Origin of the sequence: Hymenobacter terricola (assembly GCF_017921975.2) — a bacterium.
Classification (GTDB): domain Bacteria; phylum Bacteroidota; class Bacteroidia; order Cytophagales; family Hymenobacteraceae; genus Hymenobacter; species Hymenobacter terricola.
The window spans coordinates 1-16,749 of the sequence record NZ_JAGEMO020000102.1; the positions used below are offsets into that span (position 1 = coordinate 1).

The window sequence follows — 16,749 nt, forward strand, 5'->3', positions numbered from 1 at the left end:
CTCGTAGAGAAAGCTCCAGTCGACGAGCTCCGCGAGCCGGCGGTAGAGGTTATGGGGCCGTACCCGCTCACTGAGCCGAAAGCGAACCACCTCCTTGTCGAGAAACAGCTTCTTGCCTTGCATCTTCCCTCTACGAACCCGGGTTCTGCAACAGCCACGACCGTTTTCCTGAACACTTGCTCGCCTGTCTGAGCGCTGTGTTGCTCCGAACTCACCCTACAGCAATTCCCAAGTTGGTGTACAGAGTTAAAAGCTAAAAGACACTACAGGTGGAATTTAACTTTTAACTCTCAGCTTTTACCTCTGTACATGAACCTGGAAACCGCTCTGGGTACAATAGCTGCTCACTTCCCAACATTCGGCGGATTTCATGGGCGGTTGCCGTATGGGCATTCTCGGGAGCCGCGTTCACATGGCACAGGACGTAGCCCCCTTTGCTCGTACCCACGCTCACGTTGACGACCAGCATATGGTTTTTCCCCCTTGCGGTTGCACCAGCAGGTAATCGCAGTAATTATCCACGGTGGGAACGTTGCGCATACCCACGTTGAAATACGCGGAAGGCCGAACCGAACCAGAACAAATGGTCATCCGGGAAGTCAAGCAAATTCGTTGAGGAGGTAGCCATGATTGAAGGGCCAAGGGAGAGAAGAGGATGGATTAAAAGCCTCCTTTTGCTGTCCCGACGGTATAATTGTACAGGTTGAGATAGCGCTTACCCTCACCTATTGCACCCTTGGTCCGCATTAAGCGCTTTCTCTTCCAACCATATCTATACTTGCTATATCTGTACCGGCTCAACCCTGTTCATTTACTTAAAATTGCCTGTTTTCTTATGATTTAGCGCATAATTTCCGAAAAAGTCGGACGGTAGTTTTGTATGGTCGGCCGCGTGGGCCGACACTTTCCGAACTCATTTCGTTTTCATGGAACAAGCCGAGATTATTGCCCTGACCCACCAAACGGCCGCCGCCCTGGTGGCCGACGGCGACGCGCTCACGCGCGACTTTTATGCGCACCTGTTTGCGCACAATCCCGAGTTGAAGCACACCTTCAACATGGCCAACCAGGCCACCGGCACCCAGGCCCGCGCCCTGCTCGATGCCATCCTGCTTTTCGTCACCAAGTTCGACCAGCTGGAAACCCTCGGCCCCCAGGCCCGCATGATTGCGGCCAAGCACATCAGCCTCGACATTCAGCCCGAGCACTACGCGCTGGTGGGGGCCAGCTTGCTGGCGACCATTCGTGAAAAGCTGGGCGAGGCGGCCACGCCGGCCGTGATGCGGGCCTGGGAGCTGGCCTACACCCGCATTGCCGAGGTGCTGACGGGCCTTGAGGCAGCCGGGTACCAGGGCCACCGCAGCCAGCCGGGGGGCTGGAATGCGTTCAAATCCTTCACCGTGGAGCGCGTGGTGGCGGAGTGCGTGGGTATTCAGTCCTACTACCTGGTGCCGCAGGACGGGCAGCCGCTGCCGGCCTACCAGCCGGGCCAGTTCATCAGCCTGGCGGTGCAGGTGCCGGGGCACGCCTACCGCCAAATCCGGCAATACAGCCTGTCCGATGCGCCGGGCCGGCCCTATTACCGCATCACGGTGAAGCGGCAGGCCGCCGGCGCGGAAAGCCCGGCGGGGTTGGTATCCAATTATTTGCACGATGCTGTGCAGGCCGGCGATACGCTGCTGGTGCACGCCCCGGCCGGTGAGTTTTACCTAACGCCCCGGCTGCGCACGCCGTTGGTGCTGCTGGCGGGCGGGGTGGGCATCACGCCGCTCATGGCCATGCTCGAACACGCTCTGGCCGCCGGCGACGACCGCGAAATCATGCTGCTCCAGGCCGTGCGCGACCCCGACCAGCAGCCCTTCAAACAGCGGTTGCGTACGCTCACCCGCCGGCACGCCACCCTGCGCACTTTCGCCCTCTACCAGGCGGTGCCGGAGGAGGTGCTGGCCGGGGAAGAAGACGAGGAACCGACCCTGCTAGGCAACGGGCTGCTCACCGACGAGCACCTGGACGCGCTGCTGCTGAACGTGCCGCAGCACGCCGATTTCTACTGCTGCGGCCCGTTGGGCTTCATGCGCCACGTGAATGCCCTGCTGCGAAGCCGGGGCTGCGACAACCGTCAGTTTGAAGTGTTTGGACCTGCTCAGGCCATCGAATAGACAAACTGATGTTCAGCAGAATAGCGTCGTTTGCCTGGCGGAGGACCGCCACCTGGTTCCCGCGTCACGCCACGACCGGCAGACGGCGGCTTCGGCGGGCCCTGGCGTACGGGGGCGCTAAGCAGCCTCACAAAATGGCGTGGCCGCCGCCGGCGCGGGCCGAGGCGATTTTTGCCTGAAACAGTTCGCCCATCTTGCGGGCCCGCCGCTTGATTCCGGTGGCGCGGTCGCCCACAAACAGCTCGTCCACGGTTTGGCCGAACAAGGCCAGCCAGCGGGTGAAATGCGCGGGCTCGATGGGCAAATACAGGTGCTTGGCCCCCGGATTGCCCCGGTAGCCGGCGGCCTGAGCCAGCAGGGCCGCCGTCCAAAAGCGGGTCATGGTGTCGAGGTGCTCGGGCCAATGGCCGGCCGGTATGCGGGCGGCGAATACCGGGCCCAGTAATTCATCGGCCCGCACCCGCGTGTAAAAGGCTTCAATGAGCCGGCGCAGGTCGTCCGGGTCGTGGATATCAGGCTTGAGTGGGATTTCCATTTTGCTCCAGGCTTACCGCTATTGATTTCTTTTTTTCAGAATGGGGCCAACAGCTAACAGATAATATTCTGATAATTAAATAATAACAGCCAGCAACGCAAGCAGGTAATAAGTGCCCCAGCTCAGAAACACCTGGATGCCGGCCCACACCCAGGCCGGCACACCCTGTAGCGTTTCGGACGCTTTGATGACGAATGAGTTGGTTCATTCGCTGCCGTAGGCGGTTACCGTTAGCGGTAGCACATCCGACACGATATCGTCGCGGCTCAGGCCCGGCACGGTGATGGCTGGGCCGTTGCGCACCACGAACGGGATGCGCTGCACGCCCTCCTGCCCGTTGGAGGACCGCGCCACCACGCGCAGCTCGTGGGGGCCGTCCATGGGGCGGGTGGTGGCGAAGTCGACTTTTGCCGGCGGCGATACGGTCAGGAATGCCGGCGTGAGCTCTCCATTAGGCAGCCCGATTTATTTGATAATGAGTTGGTTAATTCGAAAGCCGCATTTGGGAAGTATCGCATTGGCTTTCGACGGTTGGCCATTGACGAAGCAAATGTTGCCGTCCTTTCCACCCCGTGTTTATGACCTGGCGCATAGCCGCCCAACTTATTTGGCGCTTACTGATTTCAAGCTTCGGCGCAAGAACAAACCAGCCGCGCCGGCCTGTTTTGCATCAGTCGGGCGAAATTTGCGGGCGCTCCCTGCCTTAAAAACCATGATAGAAGCCGAAATTCTGGACCAATTCGGGGCCACCCAGAAAACGCTGCGCAAAGGCGACGTCCTCTTTGCCGAGGGCGAGCCCGCCGAGTTCTACTACCAGATTATTCGCGGCGAGCTGCGCATGATAAACCGCATCGAAGACGGCTCCGACTTCATTCAGGGCATCTTCCAGGCCGGCCAGAGCTTGGGCGAGCCCCCGCTGTTTGGGCAGTTTCCCTACCCGTCGACGGCTGTGGCGAGCCAGCCCGCGGCCGTATATAAGCTGCCTTATGCGGCCCTGACCGAGCTACTGCGGACGCATTTTGACATCCACCAGCGCTTCCTTATCACGCTCTCGCGGCGGCTGCAATACAAGTCGATGCAGGCCAAGGAAATGTCGAGCTACAGCGCCGACCACCAGCTGCTGACGCTGCTCACCTACTTCAAGCGCCAGGCCGGCAACCCGCCGGCCTACCAGGTGCTCCTCACCCGGCAGGAACTGGGCGACCTCACCGGCCTGCGCGTCGAAACCGTGATTCGCACCGTGAAGCAGCTGGAACAAGCGGGCAAGCTCACCTTGCAGGACGGCAAGATTATTCTTTGAAACAAGGGTTGCCGCTGGTAGTCGTAGCAACTACAAAGGCGGTGCAGTGCTATAAGCCATCGTTATTTTCCGGCAATCATCAAAGCAGCTGCGGCTTCCGCAATCATCAGGGTGAGGGCCAGGGTGTTGCCGGCCGTAATTCGGGGCATGACCGATGCATCCACAATGCGCAGCCCTTCCACGCCGTGCACCTGCAAGGTGCTGCTTACTACTGCCAGCGGGCCCGGCCCCATGGCGCAGGTGCCCACCGGATGCCAGCAGGAAATGCACGCATTCCGCAGGAATTCCTGATTATGTAAAAGGCGGCCACTTTTGCGCGGCCCGTCGAACAGTCTTTGCAGCTCGGGCTACTTCCGCCAGTAGTCGCTGGCGGCGGCGATGGTGGCAGACTCCAAGGCCACGGTGTGCGTCACGGCCAGCAGCATGGCGGCTATTTGGCAATGGTGAGCAGCCGGTCCGTGGTCTTGGTCGGCATCGAGAGGAAGGGGCAGTGGCTGCTGGTGAGCGAATAGGTATTTTATCTGGTGAGGAAAAAGTCCAGCAGGCCTTTTTGCACCTGCGCCGTCTGTTCCTGCACCAGCCAGTGACCGGCTTCGGTAATGGTGACTGCGGTCACGTTCGTGGCCACCAGCCGGCAGTGCTCGGTGAAGTAGGGCGCGGCGGAGTGGTCGCCCGCCATGGCCAGCAACGGCATGGGCAGCTTCTGCTGGCTGAACGCCAGGTTGTCCTGGGCATCCTGCGGAAAGGCCCCGAACCAGTGGAAGCTGCCAGTCGTTGCGCCGGGGCGGGAATAGGCGCGAATGAACTCGTCCTGTTCTTGGGGCGTAAACGGTTTTTTGATGTAGCCCACCTGCGGCCAGAAATCGGTCAGAAACTCACCGGCCTGCCCGGCCACGAGGTCGCCGGCAATGGGACGGGCAAAAAACCCGAACCACCAAAGCGAATGGTAGAGCTGGCCCCAGACCGGCTCAATGCCGGGCAGCAGCGCATCCAAAAGGGCCAGCTTCTTCACCTCGCCCGGAAACTGCGCGGCGTAGGCGTAGGCCACCATCAGCCCGATGTCGTGGCCCGCCAGATTGATGCTGGGATAGCCCAGCTTTTTGACCAGCTCGTGGATGTCAACGGCCATGGTTTTCTTGTCGTATCCACCGGCCGGCTTGTCCGATTCGCCCACGCCGCGCAGGTCCGGAGCAACTACCGTGAAGTGTTTGGCCAGCTCGGGCATCAGCCGGTTCCACATGTACCAGTTTTGGCCAAAGCCGTGCACCAGAACCAGCGGCTCGCCCTTGCCGCCAATCACGTAGTGAATTTTTACACCATTCACCAGCGCGGTCTGGTGCTTAAAGCCCGCCGGCGGCGCGGCCGGGCCTTGGGCGTGGGCAGTGAGCGTAAGGGCCAGGAGCAGCACCAAGCACAGGAAGCTAGGGGGTGTTTTCATGTCGAAGGGGGTTAAGAAAATGCGTGGCGAGGGCAGTGCGGAGCGCCGGGCTTGCTCTCGAAACCCCGGTGCCGGCGCTTTGCCTGTTAAATTATTCGCTCCGGCAAAGCCGGTATCCGTCGAGCAAGGGCCGGAAAGACGCGGGGCAGCGGCCGGCCCGCAGCGCCGAACCCACTACCGCTCCAGGTAGGATTTCACGCTGATTTTCGCGTTCAATACCTTGCTAATGGGGCTATGCTGCGCGGCCTCTTCCACGCAGGCCGCAAAAGCGGCTTCTTCAAGGCCCGCGATGCGGGCCTTCAGGGACAGGGAGGAAGTGGTGATGGCCCCCGTTTCGAACGAAACCGTTGCCGTGGTTTCCAGCGAATCGGGCAGGTACCCGGCGGCTTCCAGCACGAAGCGCAGCTTCAGCGCGAAGCGCATGGCATGAGCAGCGGCCAGCAGCTCTTCCGAATTAGTGGCCGGCGCCGCCCCAAATCGGCTGTTGTAAGAATAGTGCGCATCCTGGAGGAAGGTGCTTTGGGTGCATATCCCGCCGCGGCCTACTTTGCCCGAACCATTCCAGTAAGCAGTAGCGTGACGTTGCATGGCGGGTACGGTTGGCGTATAATCAAGCCGGGATGGCGGCCGAAGCTCAGCTCCTGCTGGCCGCGTCGGAATCGGTTGAGTGCGGAGTGGTAGGGAAGCTGGGCCGCCTCCGACCCGGGCCCGGCGCCTTGGTCCGTTCACCTGATGGTATTCGTGGGAGGGCGGGGTTAAAGTGCGTTGGGCGGGTTCGATTTCTTATTAGCCAAGCATCTTGCCACATTATAAATTATTAGTATTTAGCTATATGGCTGTAATTGGCCTCGCTTTTAATTGCGGTATTTCGCAAACATAATAAATATTAAATATATAAAATAAATTAGCCTGAGATGGTCCAGTGAAAACGGACAGTGCGCTGAGGCAGGGTGGGTTTCAGGCCGTGTTCAAATTGGTGGGGCGAGCGGTCGCCGAGAGCAGAGCGGCGGCGGTTGAGGTTGAAGCAGGTGTCGAGGTGGTGGGCCCCTTCCAGGCGGGCTTCTTCCAGCGAGGCAAAAGGGCTGCCACCGGGCCGCAACTCAGTCTTGAGGGCGCTCCCGCCGGCTTCGGCCGGGGCGTTGTCGCAGGGGTTGCCGGGGCGGCCGCAGCCGGGCACGGCGCCTGCCTGGTCGATGTGGGCGCGGCAGGCCGCACGGGGGTGCCGGCTGCCGCGGTCGGCGTGGATGAGGAGGCCCGGCGCGGGCGGGCGCAGGGCCAGGGCCTGTCCGAGGGCCAAGCGCACGAATTCGGTGGGCATCTGCGCGGCCAGGTTACACCAGCGCCCGCCCACCACGGCGGCCGGGTCGGCCACGGTGGTCCGGGAGCGGTGTGGGCGGGTGCTCGCGCTCCCTTTCCACGCGCTGGGGGGCGGGCCGCGTCGGTTTGCCGGGCCCCGGCCGCCACCTGCCGCAGGCACCCGGCGTTGAAGGCGGGCGGGTATTTCTTGCGGGTGGCGGGCAACCCGCCCGGATTCAGTTTTTCAGTCATGGACAGTGGAAGGCACGGCTTCGCACTGTCTGTTTTAGCTAGACCACCCCAGTCCCTAAACTATTCGTTTTTATACGACCGCCTCAATGCCCCGGCTTCCGGTCATTGCCGGCAGCACCGATGCCGGGGGTGGCTTAAGCCCACTGCCCCACCCTTGTTGATGTTCTCCTTATTGAACCTGCAAACGACGCGCCGCCAGGAGCTCGCCACGGCCGTCAGCGCCGCTGAGGAGCAGGCAACTGTAGATGCCAGCGGCGAGGCCATCGGTACGGAAGCTGATGAGGCCATCGGCGAGGGTGACGGGGAGGACGAGGTCGCGGACACGGCGGCCATCGGCCATCGAGATAAGAACGAGGTGGGCGCCACGGCTATTAGCTGGCAACTGGTAGCGCAGCTCGCTGGTGGTGCCGGCGGCGGCAGGGTTTGGCCACGGCTGGCTCAGCACCGACTCGGGGGCTTTGCTGGCCGTGGTAGCCAGCGCCCGTTGAGTGGCGTTGAACGTAACGGTGAGGTAAGTCGAATCCTGCGTGCCTACTTCGTAGAGGGCGTAGCGGATAACGGTGATGCCCGGCAGGTTGTTGGGCGTGTAGTCGAGCACCATGCTGTTGTCGGTGCTGGCGTCGGCCAGCGTGATGGGGCTGGGGGCGGTGGTCACGGTAGGCGGGTAGCAGTTCACGCCGAAGCAGAAGTTGTTCTCGGTACCGACTACTTCGGAGCGAATCTGGCGCTGCAGGCCCAGGCGCAGGCTGCGGCCGGAACTATTGGTGATGACCACATCGGCCTGCAAGGGCAGCGCCTGGGCAAAGCCGCCCATGATGGTGATGGCGGGGGCGCCGGTCATTGTGACGCCTTGCAGGCGGCCGGCCTGGCTGGTGGTGGCAATGCCAAGCAATAGTGCGGCGGACAGTAAGTATTTGTTCATGCTGGGGTGAAGTAGGGAGCGTAAGAGCATCGTGTGTAAAACAAAAATACGCCTGAACTGAAAAATCAAGTGCTTTTGCTAACTGATGAGGCTATATATCTTAACTTTAAGGCGAGGGAAGGTTGAAATCACCTTGAGAGGTACGGGCATTTGGCCGCGCTTTTTATCAATCTCCTCATACTTCCCTCTTAATATTTCCTTCTTGTTAACTAATTCATGAAAAAAACTCTCCTCGCCACAATTTTTGCCTTGGGAGCATTAGCCAGTCATCCGGCTGCCGCCCAATACTATATTTTGCCTAACCTGCAGGCGGGCCAAAACCCCGGAGCGTTAAATTTGGATGACGAAGCCCGCCACGACGTGGCCGTGGCTCCCTGGAACCTGATACTCACCGGTACGAATGCGACGCAGGCGGCGGCGGACTGGTCGCCGGTGCAAACGCTGCCCTTTGGCTTCCAGATGAACGGCCAGACGTTCACCAGCTACAAGGTGTCGAGTAGCGGAGTACTCACCTTCAGCACCGGGGCTGCGGTTGCGCCTGCTACCGTGAACCGCGTGCTGCCCGACGCGGCGATACCCGATAACTCGGTGTGCCTGTGGGGCACGATAATGACGAGCAACAACGACTTTATCGTCACCAAAACCTTCGGCACGGCGCCCAACCGCCAGCACTGGGTACAGTTCAATTCGATAAGCATTCCGGGCGGCAACACCAACGTAGCGTACTCCAACGGCTTCATCTACCTGTCCATCGTGCTTGAGGAAAGCACCAATAAGGTGTATACGGTGTGGCAGCGCTCGGGCGTGGAGCCCCAGACGCTGACTGTCGGCATTCAGTTGAATAGCACGCAGGCCGTGCAAGTAGCCGCTTCGCCAACCGTTACCGTGCCAAACCTGGCCGACCTGACGCCGGCCGACAACGGCTATTATGAGTTTGGCCCCGGTACCCAGGCCGTGCGCGACATCGCGGGCCGGGCCCTGCGCCTGCCGCATACCGCCGCCAAGCAGTCGAGCGTGGCAATTCAGGGAGCCTTTCAGAACCTGGGCACGCAGGCCGTAACCACCCTTACGGCTAATTACCGCGTCAATAACGGCCCGGTGGTATCGGCCCCGCTGACAGGCTACAACGTGGCTTACCTGGATACGGCGGCGTTTGTACATCCTACGCCCTGGGTGCCTACTACTGGCGGCGTACACAGGGTGCGGGCCTGGTTTTCGAACATCAACGGTGGTCTCGACCAGAACCCGGCCAATGATACGCTCCGGACTACGGTGGTAGTGGCCGACTCTACGATGCAGCGCACCGTGGTGGAAGAAGACTTCACCAGCAGCACCTGCGGCCCTTGCCGTTTGGGCAATGCAAATACGCGGGCCCTCAATACGCAGAGTGCGCAACGCAATAAGTTTGTGGAAATAAAATATCAGCAGAACTTTCCGGCTCCGGGAAACGACCCCTATTACACCGCCGAGAGTGGCGCCCGGTTTGGCTATTACAGCGGCTCGTACATTCCATATATGCTGCTTGATGGGGGCTGGAACGAGAACTCGCAAAGCTATACCATTGGCATTCTCGACCAATTCCGGGCTAAGCCTGCCATGGCGCGCGTGAGCGGCAGCTATACGCTGAGAAATAACGTGGTGGCCGCAACCGCTTCTGTAAAGCCACTGCTACCCATTCCGGCTGGTCGCCTGGTGGCCCACATGGTCGTGGTTGAGCGCGAAACCCAACTGAATGCCCGCACCAATGGCGAAACCCGCTTCTTTGATGTGATGAAAAAAATGCTGCCCAACCAGAACGGTACTGTGCTACCGGCCCTGGCTTCGGGACAGGCGTATTCGCTGACGCAGACTTTCGATGTGAGCACGCTGCCCACTACCCAATCCGTAGAGCATTTTGACTCGTTGCGCGTGGTGGTATTTGTGCAGGATTTGGTGACCAAAGAGGTGTACCAGGGCGGCTACCTGACCCTGCGCAACCCGCTGGCTACCCGCACCTCGCAAAATGGCCCAGCTTTCGCCCTGGCGCCTAACCCCACTTCGGGCCGCACCACGCTCTTCGTGAACCTGACCACCACGCAGCAAGTGCGCGTGGAAGTGCTCGACGTCGTTGGCCGTCGCGTGTACAACCGTCCGGCTCAAACCGTGGCTGCCGGTGCTCAGGAACTGACGCTGGACCTGGGCCAGCGCCCAGCTGGCCTCTACACGGTGCGCCTGAGTTCCACCCAAGGAGTACGCACCCAAAAATTAACCCTGGAGTAGCAGTTGCGCAGTAACTTCAGCAAGCCCGGACCGGTGCCACCCATGCCGGCCGGGCTTGTTTTTTGTTCCCCCTCTTCACCCCGCTTTATGAAAAAACACATTCCCCTTCTCGTGCTGACGGCCGGGCTGGCCCTGGGCACGGGCGCGCAGGTTCGGGCGCAATCGGGCTCGTCGGCCCCGGCGCAGGCGGCCACCCCCAACGACGCCGACCTGAAAACCCGCAAGCTGCCCGCCGTCACGGTGCGTACGCTTGATGGCAAACCCATCAGCACGGCGGCGCTGCCGGGCGTGGGCCAGGGCAAGCCGGTCATTATCAGCTTCTGGGCCACGTGGTGCAAGCCCTGCATCGCGGAGCTGACCAACATCCACGAGCTGTTTCCGGATTTGCAGGCCGAAACCGGCGCGACGCTCATTGCCATCAGCATCGACGATGCCCGCAATGCCGCCAAAGTGGGCCCGCTCACCAAAGGCCGGGGCTGGACCTACCCCGTGTACCTCGACCAGAACCAGGACCTGAAACGCGCCCTGAACGTGAACAACATCCCGCACACCTTCCTGCTGGATGGGGCCGGCAACATCGTATGGCAGCACAATGCCTACAACGAGGGCGACGAAACCCACCTGCTCGATTTGGTGCGGAAAGTGGCCAAAGGCGAACAAATAAGCCAATAGTCCACCGCGAATTGTCCGTTCCCGCATGGTGTTTCTTTCCTTCAAGTACCAGTTGTGAGTCTTAACTTTTGACTGGTATTTTTTATGCTACTTATTTGATGACAAACGTTTATCGTAAGCTGCCGGTGGGGCTGGCCCTGCTGGCTGTGCCCCTGGCGGCCCGCGCCCAGACCGGCAATCCGCTCGACGGCGTCCAGGTTCACGGCGATTTTCAGACCGACGTACAGAGCTACAAGGCCGACCCGGCCATCAGCGCCCCGGCCGTGCCGGAGCGGGTGCGCAGCAACACCTTCGCCAACCTGATTCTTACGGCCGGCAAGTTCTCGGCCGGGGTGCGCTACGAGGCCTACCTGCCGCCGCTCCAGGGCTTCGACCAGCGCTACAACGGCCAAGGCATTCCGTACCGCTACGCCACGTACGACGCCGGCCGCCTGGCCGTAACGGTGGGCAATTTCTACGAGCAGTTCGGCTCGGGCCTGATTTTCCGGGCCTATGAGGAGCGCAACCTCGGCATCGACACGTCGATTGACGGGCTGCGGGTGCGCGTGCAGCCGGTGCGCGGCATCCGCCTAACCGGCCTGACGGGCAAGCAGCGCTATTTTTTCGACAAAGCCCCGGCCATCGTGCGCGGGGCCGATGCCGAGATAAGTCTGAATGAGCTGATTCCCCGCCTGGACTCGGCGGCTACGCGCGTCACCGTAGGCGGCTCGTTCATCAGCAAGTACCAGGCGGCCGACGACCCGGCCCTGGTGCTGCCCGAAAACGTGGGCGCCGGCGCCGGCCGCGTAAGCATCAGCAACGGCGGCTTCGTGTTCAACGCCGAGTACGCCCGGCGGTCGAACGACCCTTCGGTGGCCAACAACTTCATCTACCGCAAGGGCGAGGCCCTGCTCGTGACCACCAGCTACGCCCGCAACGGCTTTGGCATCGTGGCTGGCCTGAAGCGGGTTGATAACTTCGACTTCCGCACCGACCGCAACGCGACGGGGATTCTGAACCGGTTGAACTTCCTGCCGGCCCTCACCAAGCAGCACACCTACCTGCTGGCAGCCAGTATTTACCCCTACGCCACCCAGCCTTTGGGCGAAATCAGCGGGCAGCTGGAGGTGACGTACCACTTGCCCAGCGGCCCGCTGGGCGGCCACTACGGCACCGACATCGCGGTAAACTACTCGGCCGTGAACAACCTAAAAACCACGCCGCTCAACGACCTGCAAACGACGCGGCAGGGCTATACTTCCGATTTCTTCAAGGTGGGCGGCACGCCGTATTTCCGCGATTTCAACGTGGAAGTGCACCGCCGCTTCTCTACAAAGCTGAAGGCCAATGCTATGTACGCGCACTTTGTGTACAACAAAGATGTGGTGGAAGGCGTGGCCGGCTTTGGCACCATTACCTCCGATTTGGGCGTGATTGACGTGGCCTACAAGTTTTCGCCCAAGCACAGCCTGCGCGGCGAGCTGCAAACCCTGCAAACCAAGCGCGACCAGGGTTCGTGGATGGCGGCGCTGCTGGAGTACACCTATTCTCCGCATTTCTTCGCCACGGCCTATGACCAGTATAACTATGGCAACCCGGACGCGACCAAGCAGATTCATTACCTGGTGGGCCAGGTAGGCTACATCGGGGGCACTACGCGCATTGCGGTGGGCTACGGCCGGCAGCGGGCGGGCATTGTGTGCGTGGGCGGCGTGTGCCGCTACGTACCGGCATCGAACGGCGCCACGATGAGCATCACCAGTTCTTTTTAAGTCGGCAGTAAGTAGCTGAGCTTTAAGCGTACTACCCATTGCCATGTACCGACTTTCGTTATGAAAAACAATTCTTTTGCCTGGCTGGCGCCCGTGGCGCTGCTGGTGTTGGGCAGCTTGGCCGCGTTGCCCGCCTGTGACGTTATCGACAACCCCCAACCCGAAAAAGCGACGCTCTCCGCCGGGCGGCGCGATACCGTGGCGCTCGATTCGGCCGAGGCCACGCACCCGGCCCCGACGCTGGTGCAAAATGTGCTGATTGAGGACTTTACCGGCCAGTACTGCGGCAACTGCCCTCGGGCGGCCCACATGGGCGACTCGATGCGCCTGCGCTATCCCGGCCGCGTGGTGGTAACCGAAGTGCACGTGACCGACTACTTCGCCGCGCCGCGCCTGCCGCATTTCCCCGTCGACTATCGGGTGCCGGTGGTGAGCCGGGAACTGGACCAAACGTTCGACCTGTCGAACCGGGGCCTGCCGCAGGGCAGCGTAAACCGTTCCCCCTTTGCTTCGGCCAACAACGACCCGGTGGCCACGTTCTCGCTGTGGCCCGGCGTCGTCACCTCGCAGCTGGCCCTGGCCCCCACGGTATCCCTGCGCGCTACGCCTTTGTTCAACCGCACCAGCCGCCTGCTGCGCCTGAAAGTAGCCACCAAATACCTGACTGCCCGGCCCGGCCGCACCATGCGCCTGGGCATAATGGTGGTAGAAGACAGCCTGGTAGGAGCCCAAAAAGACTATACCCTGGACCGGACCCTGAACCCCGAACAAATAGTGGAACACTACGTGCACCACAACGTGATGCGCGCCGCCCTGACGGGCACTTTTGGCTCGTCGCAGGTGCTGGCGCCCACGGCGGGGCAGCAGTTCAACACCTACTTCGGCTACCAGATGCCAGCCGCCAGCGTGTGGAACGACCGGAAATGTTCCGTCATCGTGTACATCGCCGATGCCGATACCCGGCAGATGGTGCAGGTGGTGCAGGCCAAGCTGCCGTAGAGGAGGGAAGGGTTGTAGGAGAGCATCAAAAAACTGGTTCACGAAGAAACTCCGCGACCGCTACCACCAGCTCCGGAACCCCGCCGCGGTCAATGCCATGGTCGTGCGGTCAGTGTACGCCTCCATGGCGTAGGAGAATCAACCCGTGCCTCTGGCCCGAATCGAGGCCCCGTACGAGCGGACAACGGCTACTCCTTAAGCAAGTGTAACTGGCTGCTGAACAGCGGTCTTCATCTACCTGGTCAATCGCCGGCACGTACTGGTTCCGCCCTTCTCCGTTTTCCCGATGGTACAAGGCCACGTCTTGGTAGCCGTAGTTATAGGCGAGCTGGTTGGTGAACAGACGGGCGGTTCGGCCGTTGCCGTTGGTGAACGGGTGAATGGCGACCGGTTGGTGGTGGCCATGCGATAACATCGCAGCGAGCTCCGCTCCCGAAAGTATGGGCGGCAACTGCGCTTGTCGGTGGCGTAGTTCGTCGGCGAACTCGTACAGCAGTTGCGGGTGGGGCAGGTAGGCGCCGACATTGGGCACCTGCGTACGCCACTTGCCCGCCCAGTCGTATAGGCGGCCGAAGGCGCGGCGGTGCAGAACCTGTAGCAGCGAAACCGCCGGCTCGACCGGGTAGTCAAACTCTTCCAACAGGTAGCGCTCCACGGTAGCGACGCGACGCCCAGCGCCTCCTGCTCGTTGAGCTCGGCCTTATTGGTTAGGCCGAGCCGATTGTTCTCTGGTGCGTCGGTGTCATGCCCATGCCCGTAAAGGTAAAACCACGCAGCTAGCCGTTGTGTTGCGCGATACTGCCCTGCACGGTAGCTAGTCGCCGTCATTGAGCGTTCATTTGGACGGCGCGAGTAACTTCCCTTTCTTTTTTACATGTTACAAACGTTCGTTTATAGCATGTAAAAGCACCACCTTGTGGCCGTTTTCACCCTCGATTTCCATCTATCGTGTCTGCCATAATTCTTGCTAAGCACTACACTCCTTATCATAGAGTGTCTACTCAAAAGCAGGGCGCGTCCGGGTTGGGGCTCGAAACCCAGCAGGCCGCGGTCCGGGCCATTGTCCCCGATGCACCTCAGCTGCTGGCCGAATATGTGGAAGTGGAGAGCGGCAAGAACAACCACCGGCCCCAGCTGCTCGCCGCCATCGCCGAGGCCCGGCGGGTGGGGGGCGACGCTGCTCATTGCCAAGCTGGAACGGCGTAGCCGCAACGCGGACTTTGTCTTTGCGCTGCGCGGTTCGGGGGTCGACTTCGTCTGCTGCGACATGCCCGACGCTACTACCTTGACCGTCGGATTATTCGTCGTGCTCGCCCAGCACGAGCGCGAAACCATTTCCCGCCGCACCAAGGATGCCTTAACCGCCAAGAAGACTCGGGGCGCGAAATTGGGCACGCCGGCCAACCTGACCGACGCGGCCCAAGCCAACGGCCGGGCCGCGATGCAGCGCAATGCGGCTGAACACCAAGCCAACCGCCAAGCCGCATGCCTTGCGGGGTTGCTGCGGGCCCAAGGGCATTCGCTGCTCCAGATTGCGGCGGAACTCACCGCCGCCGGCTACCGCAGCCGCCGCGGCAGATTCTTTCACCCCACAACTATCGGCCGACTTCTAAAACGCGGGCTGGCAGATGGCTGAGGGACGATGTCGGCGATGACTTAACACGCCACTGCTGCGGGGGATTTCTATAACCTGTTCAAAGCTATGTGCTTTTGAGAATTTGGTGGATGTTATCCCAATTATAAGGTTCACGCTTCTCAAGAAGCATTCACTTAGCTAGAGCGAATTTCAGGATGGTTTACGGATTTGGGGGCATATTTTTGGTATGAAAGCGTAGTCCCTTGGTTTGCACGAGCGAGTAGCGACGGCGTGTGGCCAGCCCGGACGCACGGTGGTTGCGGTTGCGGCGCAGTTCAGCGTTTCGGTTTCGTTTGTGGAAAAGGTGCTGCATCGCCAGCGCACTACGGGCTCGGTGGCGGCGGCGCGGGCAACCAGCGGGCCCTGGTACCGGCCGTCGGCCCAGACCAGTTGCAGGTCGGTGGCCCGCGCTTTGGCTTCGGCCAGCACGGGCCCGGCACCCACCGGGTCCCGCACACTGGCCGCCTGCACCTGCACGGCCAAGGGTAAGCCTTCCGTGTCAACTACGATATGGCGTTTACGGACAGCTACTTGCTTGCCCGCGTCATAGCTATGACAGCCCCCTTTTAGCGCCTGTCCGCACAGACAGACTGCCTATCGATGCCCCGCTGTGGGCTCGGCCACACGCTGGGGCTGGCGTACGGCTCGGCGCAGGCCATCCACCAACCGGTCCCAGGCCCCATCCTACTTAGGCCTCCAACTGCTTGTAGACCGTACGTCAGAGCGGTAGGTCGTGCGGCAACAGGGGCTAGGCGCTGCCGGCCCGGGCCTGGTAGAAAATAGCGTTGAGCACCTCGCGTTTCGGGTGCAGGGGCGGACGGCCATAGCCACTGGTTCACACATAAGGCTCTGCCAGAACCCATTGCTCATCTGGTAAGTCAGTTGGATACGCGCGGCGATTCATCCAGCAAAGGTAAATGCCTATGTTTTTTCCTATACCCCATCAGAACCGAATTGACCGGATGGGCTTCGTATCGTTTCATCTCCCGCTGCTGGAAGAGAGCCAACTGGGCCAGTGCCATCAGTGTCGCAGCCCCCCCAGGCGTAACGGCGTGGGAGCACGAACTAGCCAGTGTGGCCTGGCACACGATGCAAATCGCGTTTTATGAAGGCTCATCGGCCGGCTTTTCGGCCATGCTTGCCAGACTGACCACCAATTGTGTTGGAGAAGCGTTTGGTCTATATATTTAATACACTTTCACTTAACCTCAGAATAGCGACGTAGTAGGACCAGTAGCTTGCTGAAAATGGGTAGGCTGGTTGATTTAAGTCCCAAACACCTATCTTTGCACCCCGAATAAGACCTCTATAACTGAGAGGTACTCGAATTGAGAAAAAAGCAGAGAGAATAAATTTCCGTTTTTGCTTGCTAACGAAGAAAAACGAGTTACCTTTGCACTCCCAAATCGAAAGAAGCGGCGCATAGCAACTCAAAACATCGGCTTTCTAGCCACAATGTCACTTCAACTGGAAGCGACACCCGTTCTTTGAATGTTTGGAAAAGACAAATAGTAAGGGCTACGGGTCGCA

General features: G+C 60.7%; 15 protein-coding genes and 1 pseudogene. 7 read left to right on the forward strand and 9 right to left on the reverse strand.

What is annotated here, in order from left to right; all coding sequences use genetic code 11:
- Nucleotides 1–926 precede the first annotated feature (926 nt).
- The gene (locus tag J4G38_RS25490) at nt 927–2,159 is read left to right on the forward strand and encodes a globin domain-containing protein (protein ID WP_210522080.1); all 1,233 of its coding nucleotides are present in this window, start codon (nt 927–929) and stop codon (nt 2,157–2,159) included.
- Between the two features lie 127 nt (nt 2,160–2,286).
- On the opposite strand, the gene J4G38_RS25495 is transcribed toward J4G38_RS25490, so the two are convergent.
- Both J4G38_RS25495 and J4G38_RS25500 read right to left on the reverse strand, forming a co-directional pair.
- Complete coding sequence (locus J4G38_RS25495; RefSeq protein ID WP_210522081.1) at nt 2,287–2,694, reverse strand: group III truncated hemoglobin; 408 nt, start codon at nt 2,692–2,694, stop codon at nt 2,287–2,289.
- Nucleotides 2,695–2,898: 204 nt separating this feature from the next.
- Complete coding sequence (locus J4G38_RS25500; protein ID WP_210522082.1) at nt 2,899–3,075, reverse strand: hypothetical protein; 177 nt, start codon at nt 3,073–3,075, stop codon at nt 2,899–2,901.
- A gap of 331 nt (nt 3,076–3,406) precedes the next feature.
- On the opposite strand from J4G38_RS25500, the gene J4G38_RS25505 reads away from it, so the two are divergent.
- Complete coding sequence (locus J4G38_RS25505) at nt 3,407–3,994, forward strand: Crp/Fnr family transcriptional regulator (protein WP_210522083.1); 588 nt, start codon at nt 3,407–3,409, stop codon at nt 3,992–3,994.
- Nucleotides 3,995–4,056: 62 nt separating this feature from the next.
- On the opposite strand, the gene J4G38_RS25510 is transcribed toward J4G38_RS25505, so the two are convergent.
- The 5 genes from J4G38_RS25510 to J4G38_RS25530 all read right to left on the reverse strand — a co-directional run bounded on the left by J4G38_RS25510 (nt 4,057) and on the right by J4G38_RS25530 (nt 7,902).
- A complete protein-coding gene (locus J4G38_RS25510) occupies nt 4,057–4,335 on the reverse strand; it encodes a GMC oxidoreductase (protein ID WP_210522093.1) in 279 nt (92 codons plus the stop codon).
- 176 nt (nt 4,336–4,511) lie between these two features.
- A complete protein-coding gene (locus J4G38_RS25515; RefSeq protein ID WP_210522084.1) occupies nt 4,512–5,432 on the reverse strand; it encodes an alpha/beta fold hydrolase in 921 nt (306 codons plus the stop codon).
- A 174-nt stretch (nt 5,433–5,606) separates the two neighbouring features.
- Nucleotides 5,607–6,020, reverse strand: a complete 414-nt coding sequence (locus tag J4G38_RS25520; RefSeq protein WP_210522085.1) for an OsmC family peroxiredoxin — start codon at nt 6,018–6,020, stop codon at nt 5,607–5,609.
- Between the two features lie 316 nt (nt 6,021–6,336).
- Entirely contained in the window at nt 6,337–6,804 is a 468-nt protein-coding gene (locus tag J4G38_RS25525; RefSeq protein ID WP_210522086.1) for a hypothetical protein, read from the reverse strand.
- 345 nt (nt 6,805–7,149) lie between these two features.
- Nucleotides 7,150–7,902, reverse strand: a complete 753-nt coding sequence (locus J4G38_RS25530) for a hypothetical protein (protein WP_210522087.1) — start codon at nt 7,900–7,902, stop codon at nt 7,150–7,152.
- 216 nt (nt 7,903–8,118) lie between these two features.
- Between J4G38_RS25530 and J4G38_RS25535 the strand changes: the two genes are divergently transcribed.
- From J4G38_RS25535 to J4G38_RS25550, 4 genes are all read left to right on the forward strand, one after another.
- Nucleotides 8,119–10,161 carry a T9SS type A sorting domain-containing protein gene (locus J4G38_RS25535; protein WP_210522088.1) on the forward strand — a complete coding sequence of 681 codons (2,043 nt, stop codon included), beginning with the start codon at nt 8,119–8,121 and terminating at the stop codon, nt 10,159–10,161.
- An 87-nt stretch (nt 10,162–10,248) separates the two neighbouring features.
- Complete coding sequence (locus J4G38_RS25540; RefSeq protein WP_210522089.1) at nt 10,249–10,833, forward strand: TlpA family protein disulfide reductase; 585 nt, start codon at nt 10,249–10,251, stop codon at nt 10,831–10,833.
- Nucleotides 10,834–10,931: 98 nt separating this feature from the next.
- Nucleotides 10,932–12,584: a DUF6029 family protein gene (locus J4G38_RS25545; RefSeq protein WP_210522090.1), complete on the forward strand. Its 1,653-nt coding sequence runs from the start codon at nt 10,932–10,934 to the stop codon at nt 12,582–12,584.
- A gap of 60 nt (nt 12,585–12,644) precedes the next feature.
- A complete protein-coding gene (locus J4G38_RS25550; RefSeq protein WP_210522091.1) occupies nt 12,645–13,583 on the forward strand; it encodes an Omp28-related outer membrane protein in 939 nt (312 codons plus the stop codon).
- A gap of 109 nt (nt 13,584–13,692) precedes the next feature.
- On the opposite strand, the gene J4G38_RS25555 is transcribed toward J4G38_RS25550, so the two are convergent.
- Nucleotides 13,693–14,238, reverse strand: a complete 546-nt coding sequence (locus J4G38_RS25555) for a Fic family protein (protein WP_210522092.1) — start codon at nt 14,236–14,238, stop codon at nt 13,693–13,695.
- 338 nt (nt 14,239–14,576) lie between these two features.
- On the opposite strand from J4G38_RS25555, the pseudogene J4G38_RS25560 reads away from it, so the two are divergent.
- Nucleotides 14,577–15,219: pseudogene (locus tag J4G38_RS25560) on the forward strand (recombinase family protein).
- 150 nt (nt 15,220–15,369) lie between these two features.
- On the opposite strand, the gene J4G38_RS25565 reads toward J4G38_RS25560, so the two are convergent.
- The gene (locus J4G38_RS25565) at nt 15,370–15,804 is read right to left on the reverse strand and encodes a transposase (protein ID WP_210522094.1); all 435 of its coding nucleotides are present in this window, start codon (nt 15,802–15,804) and stop codon (nt 15,370–15,372) included.
- Between the last annotated feature and the right edge of the window lie 945 nt (nt 15,805–16,749).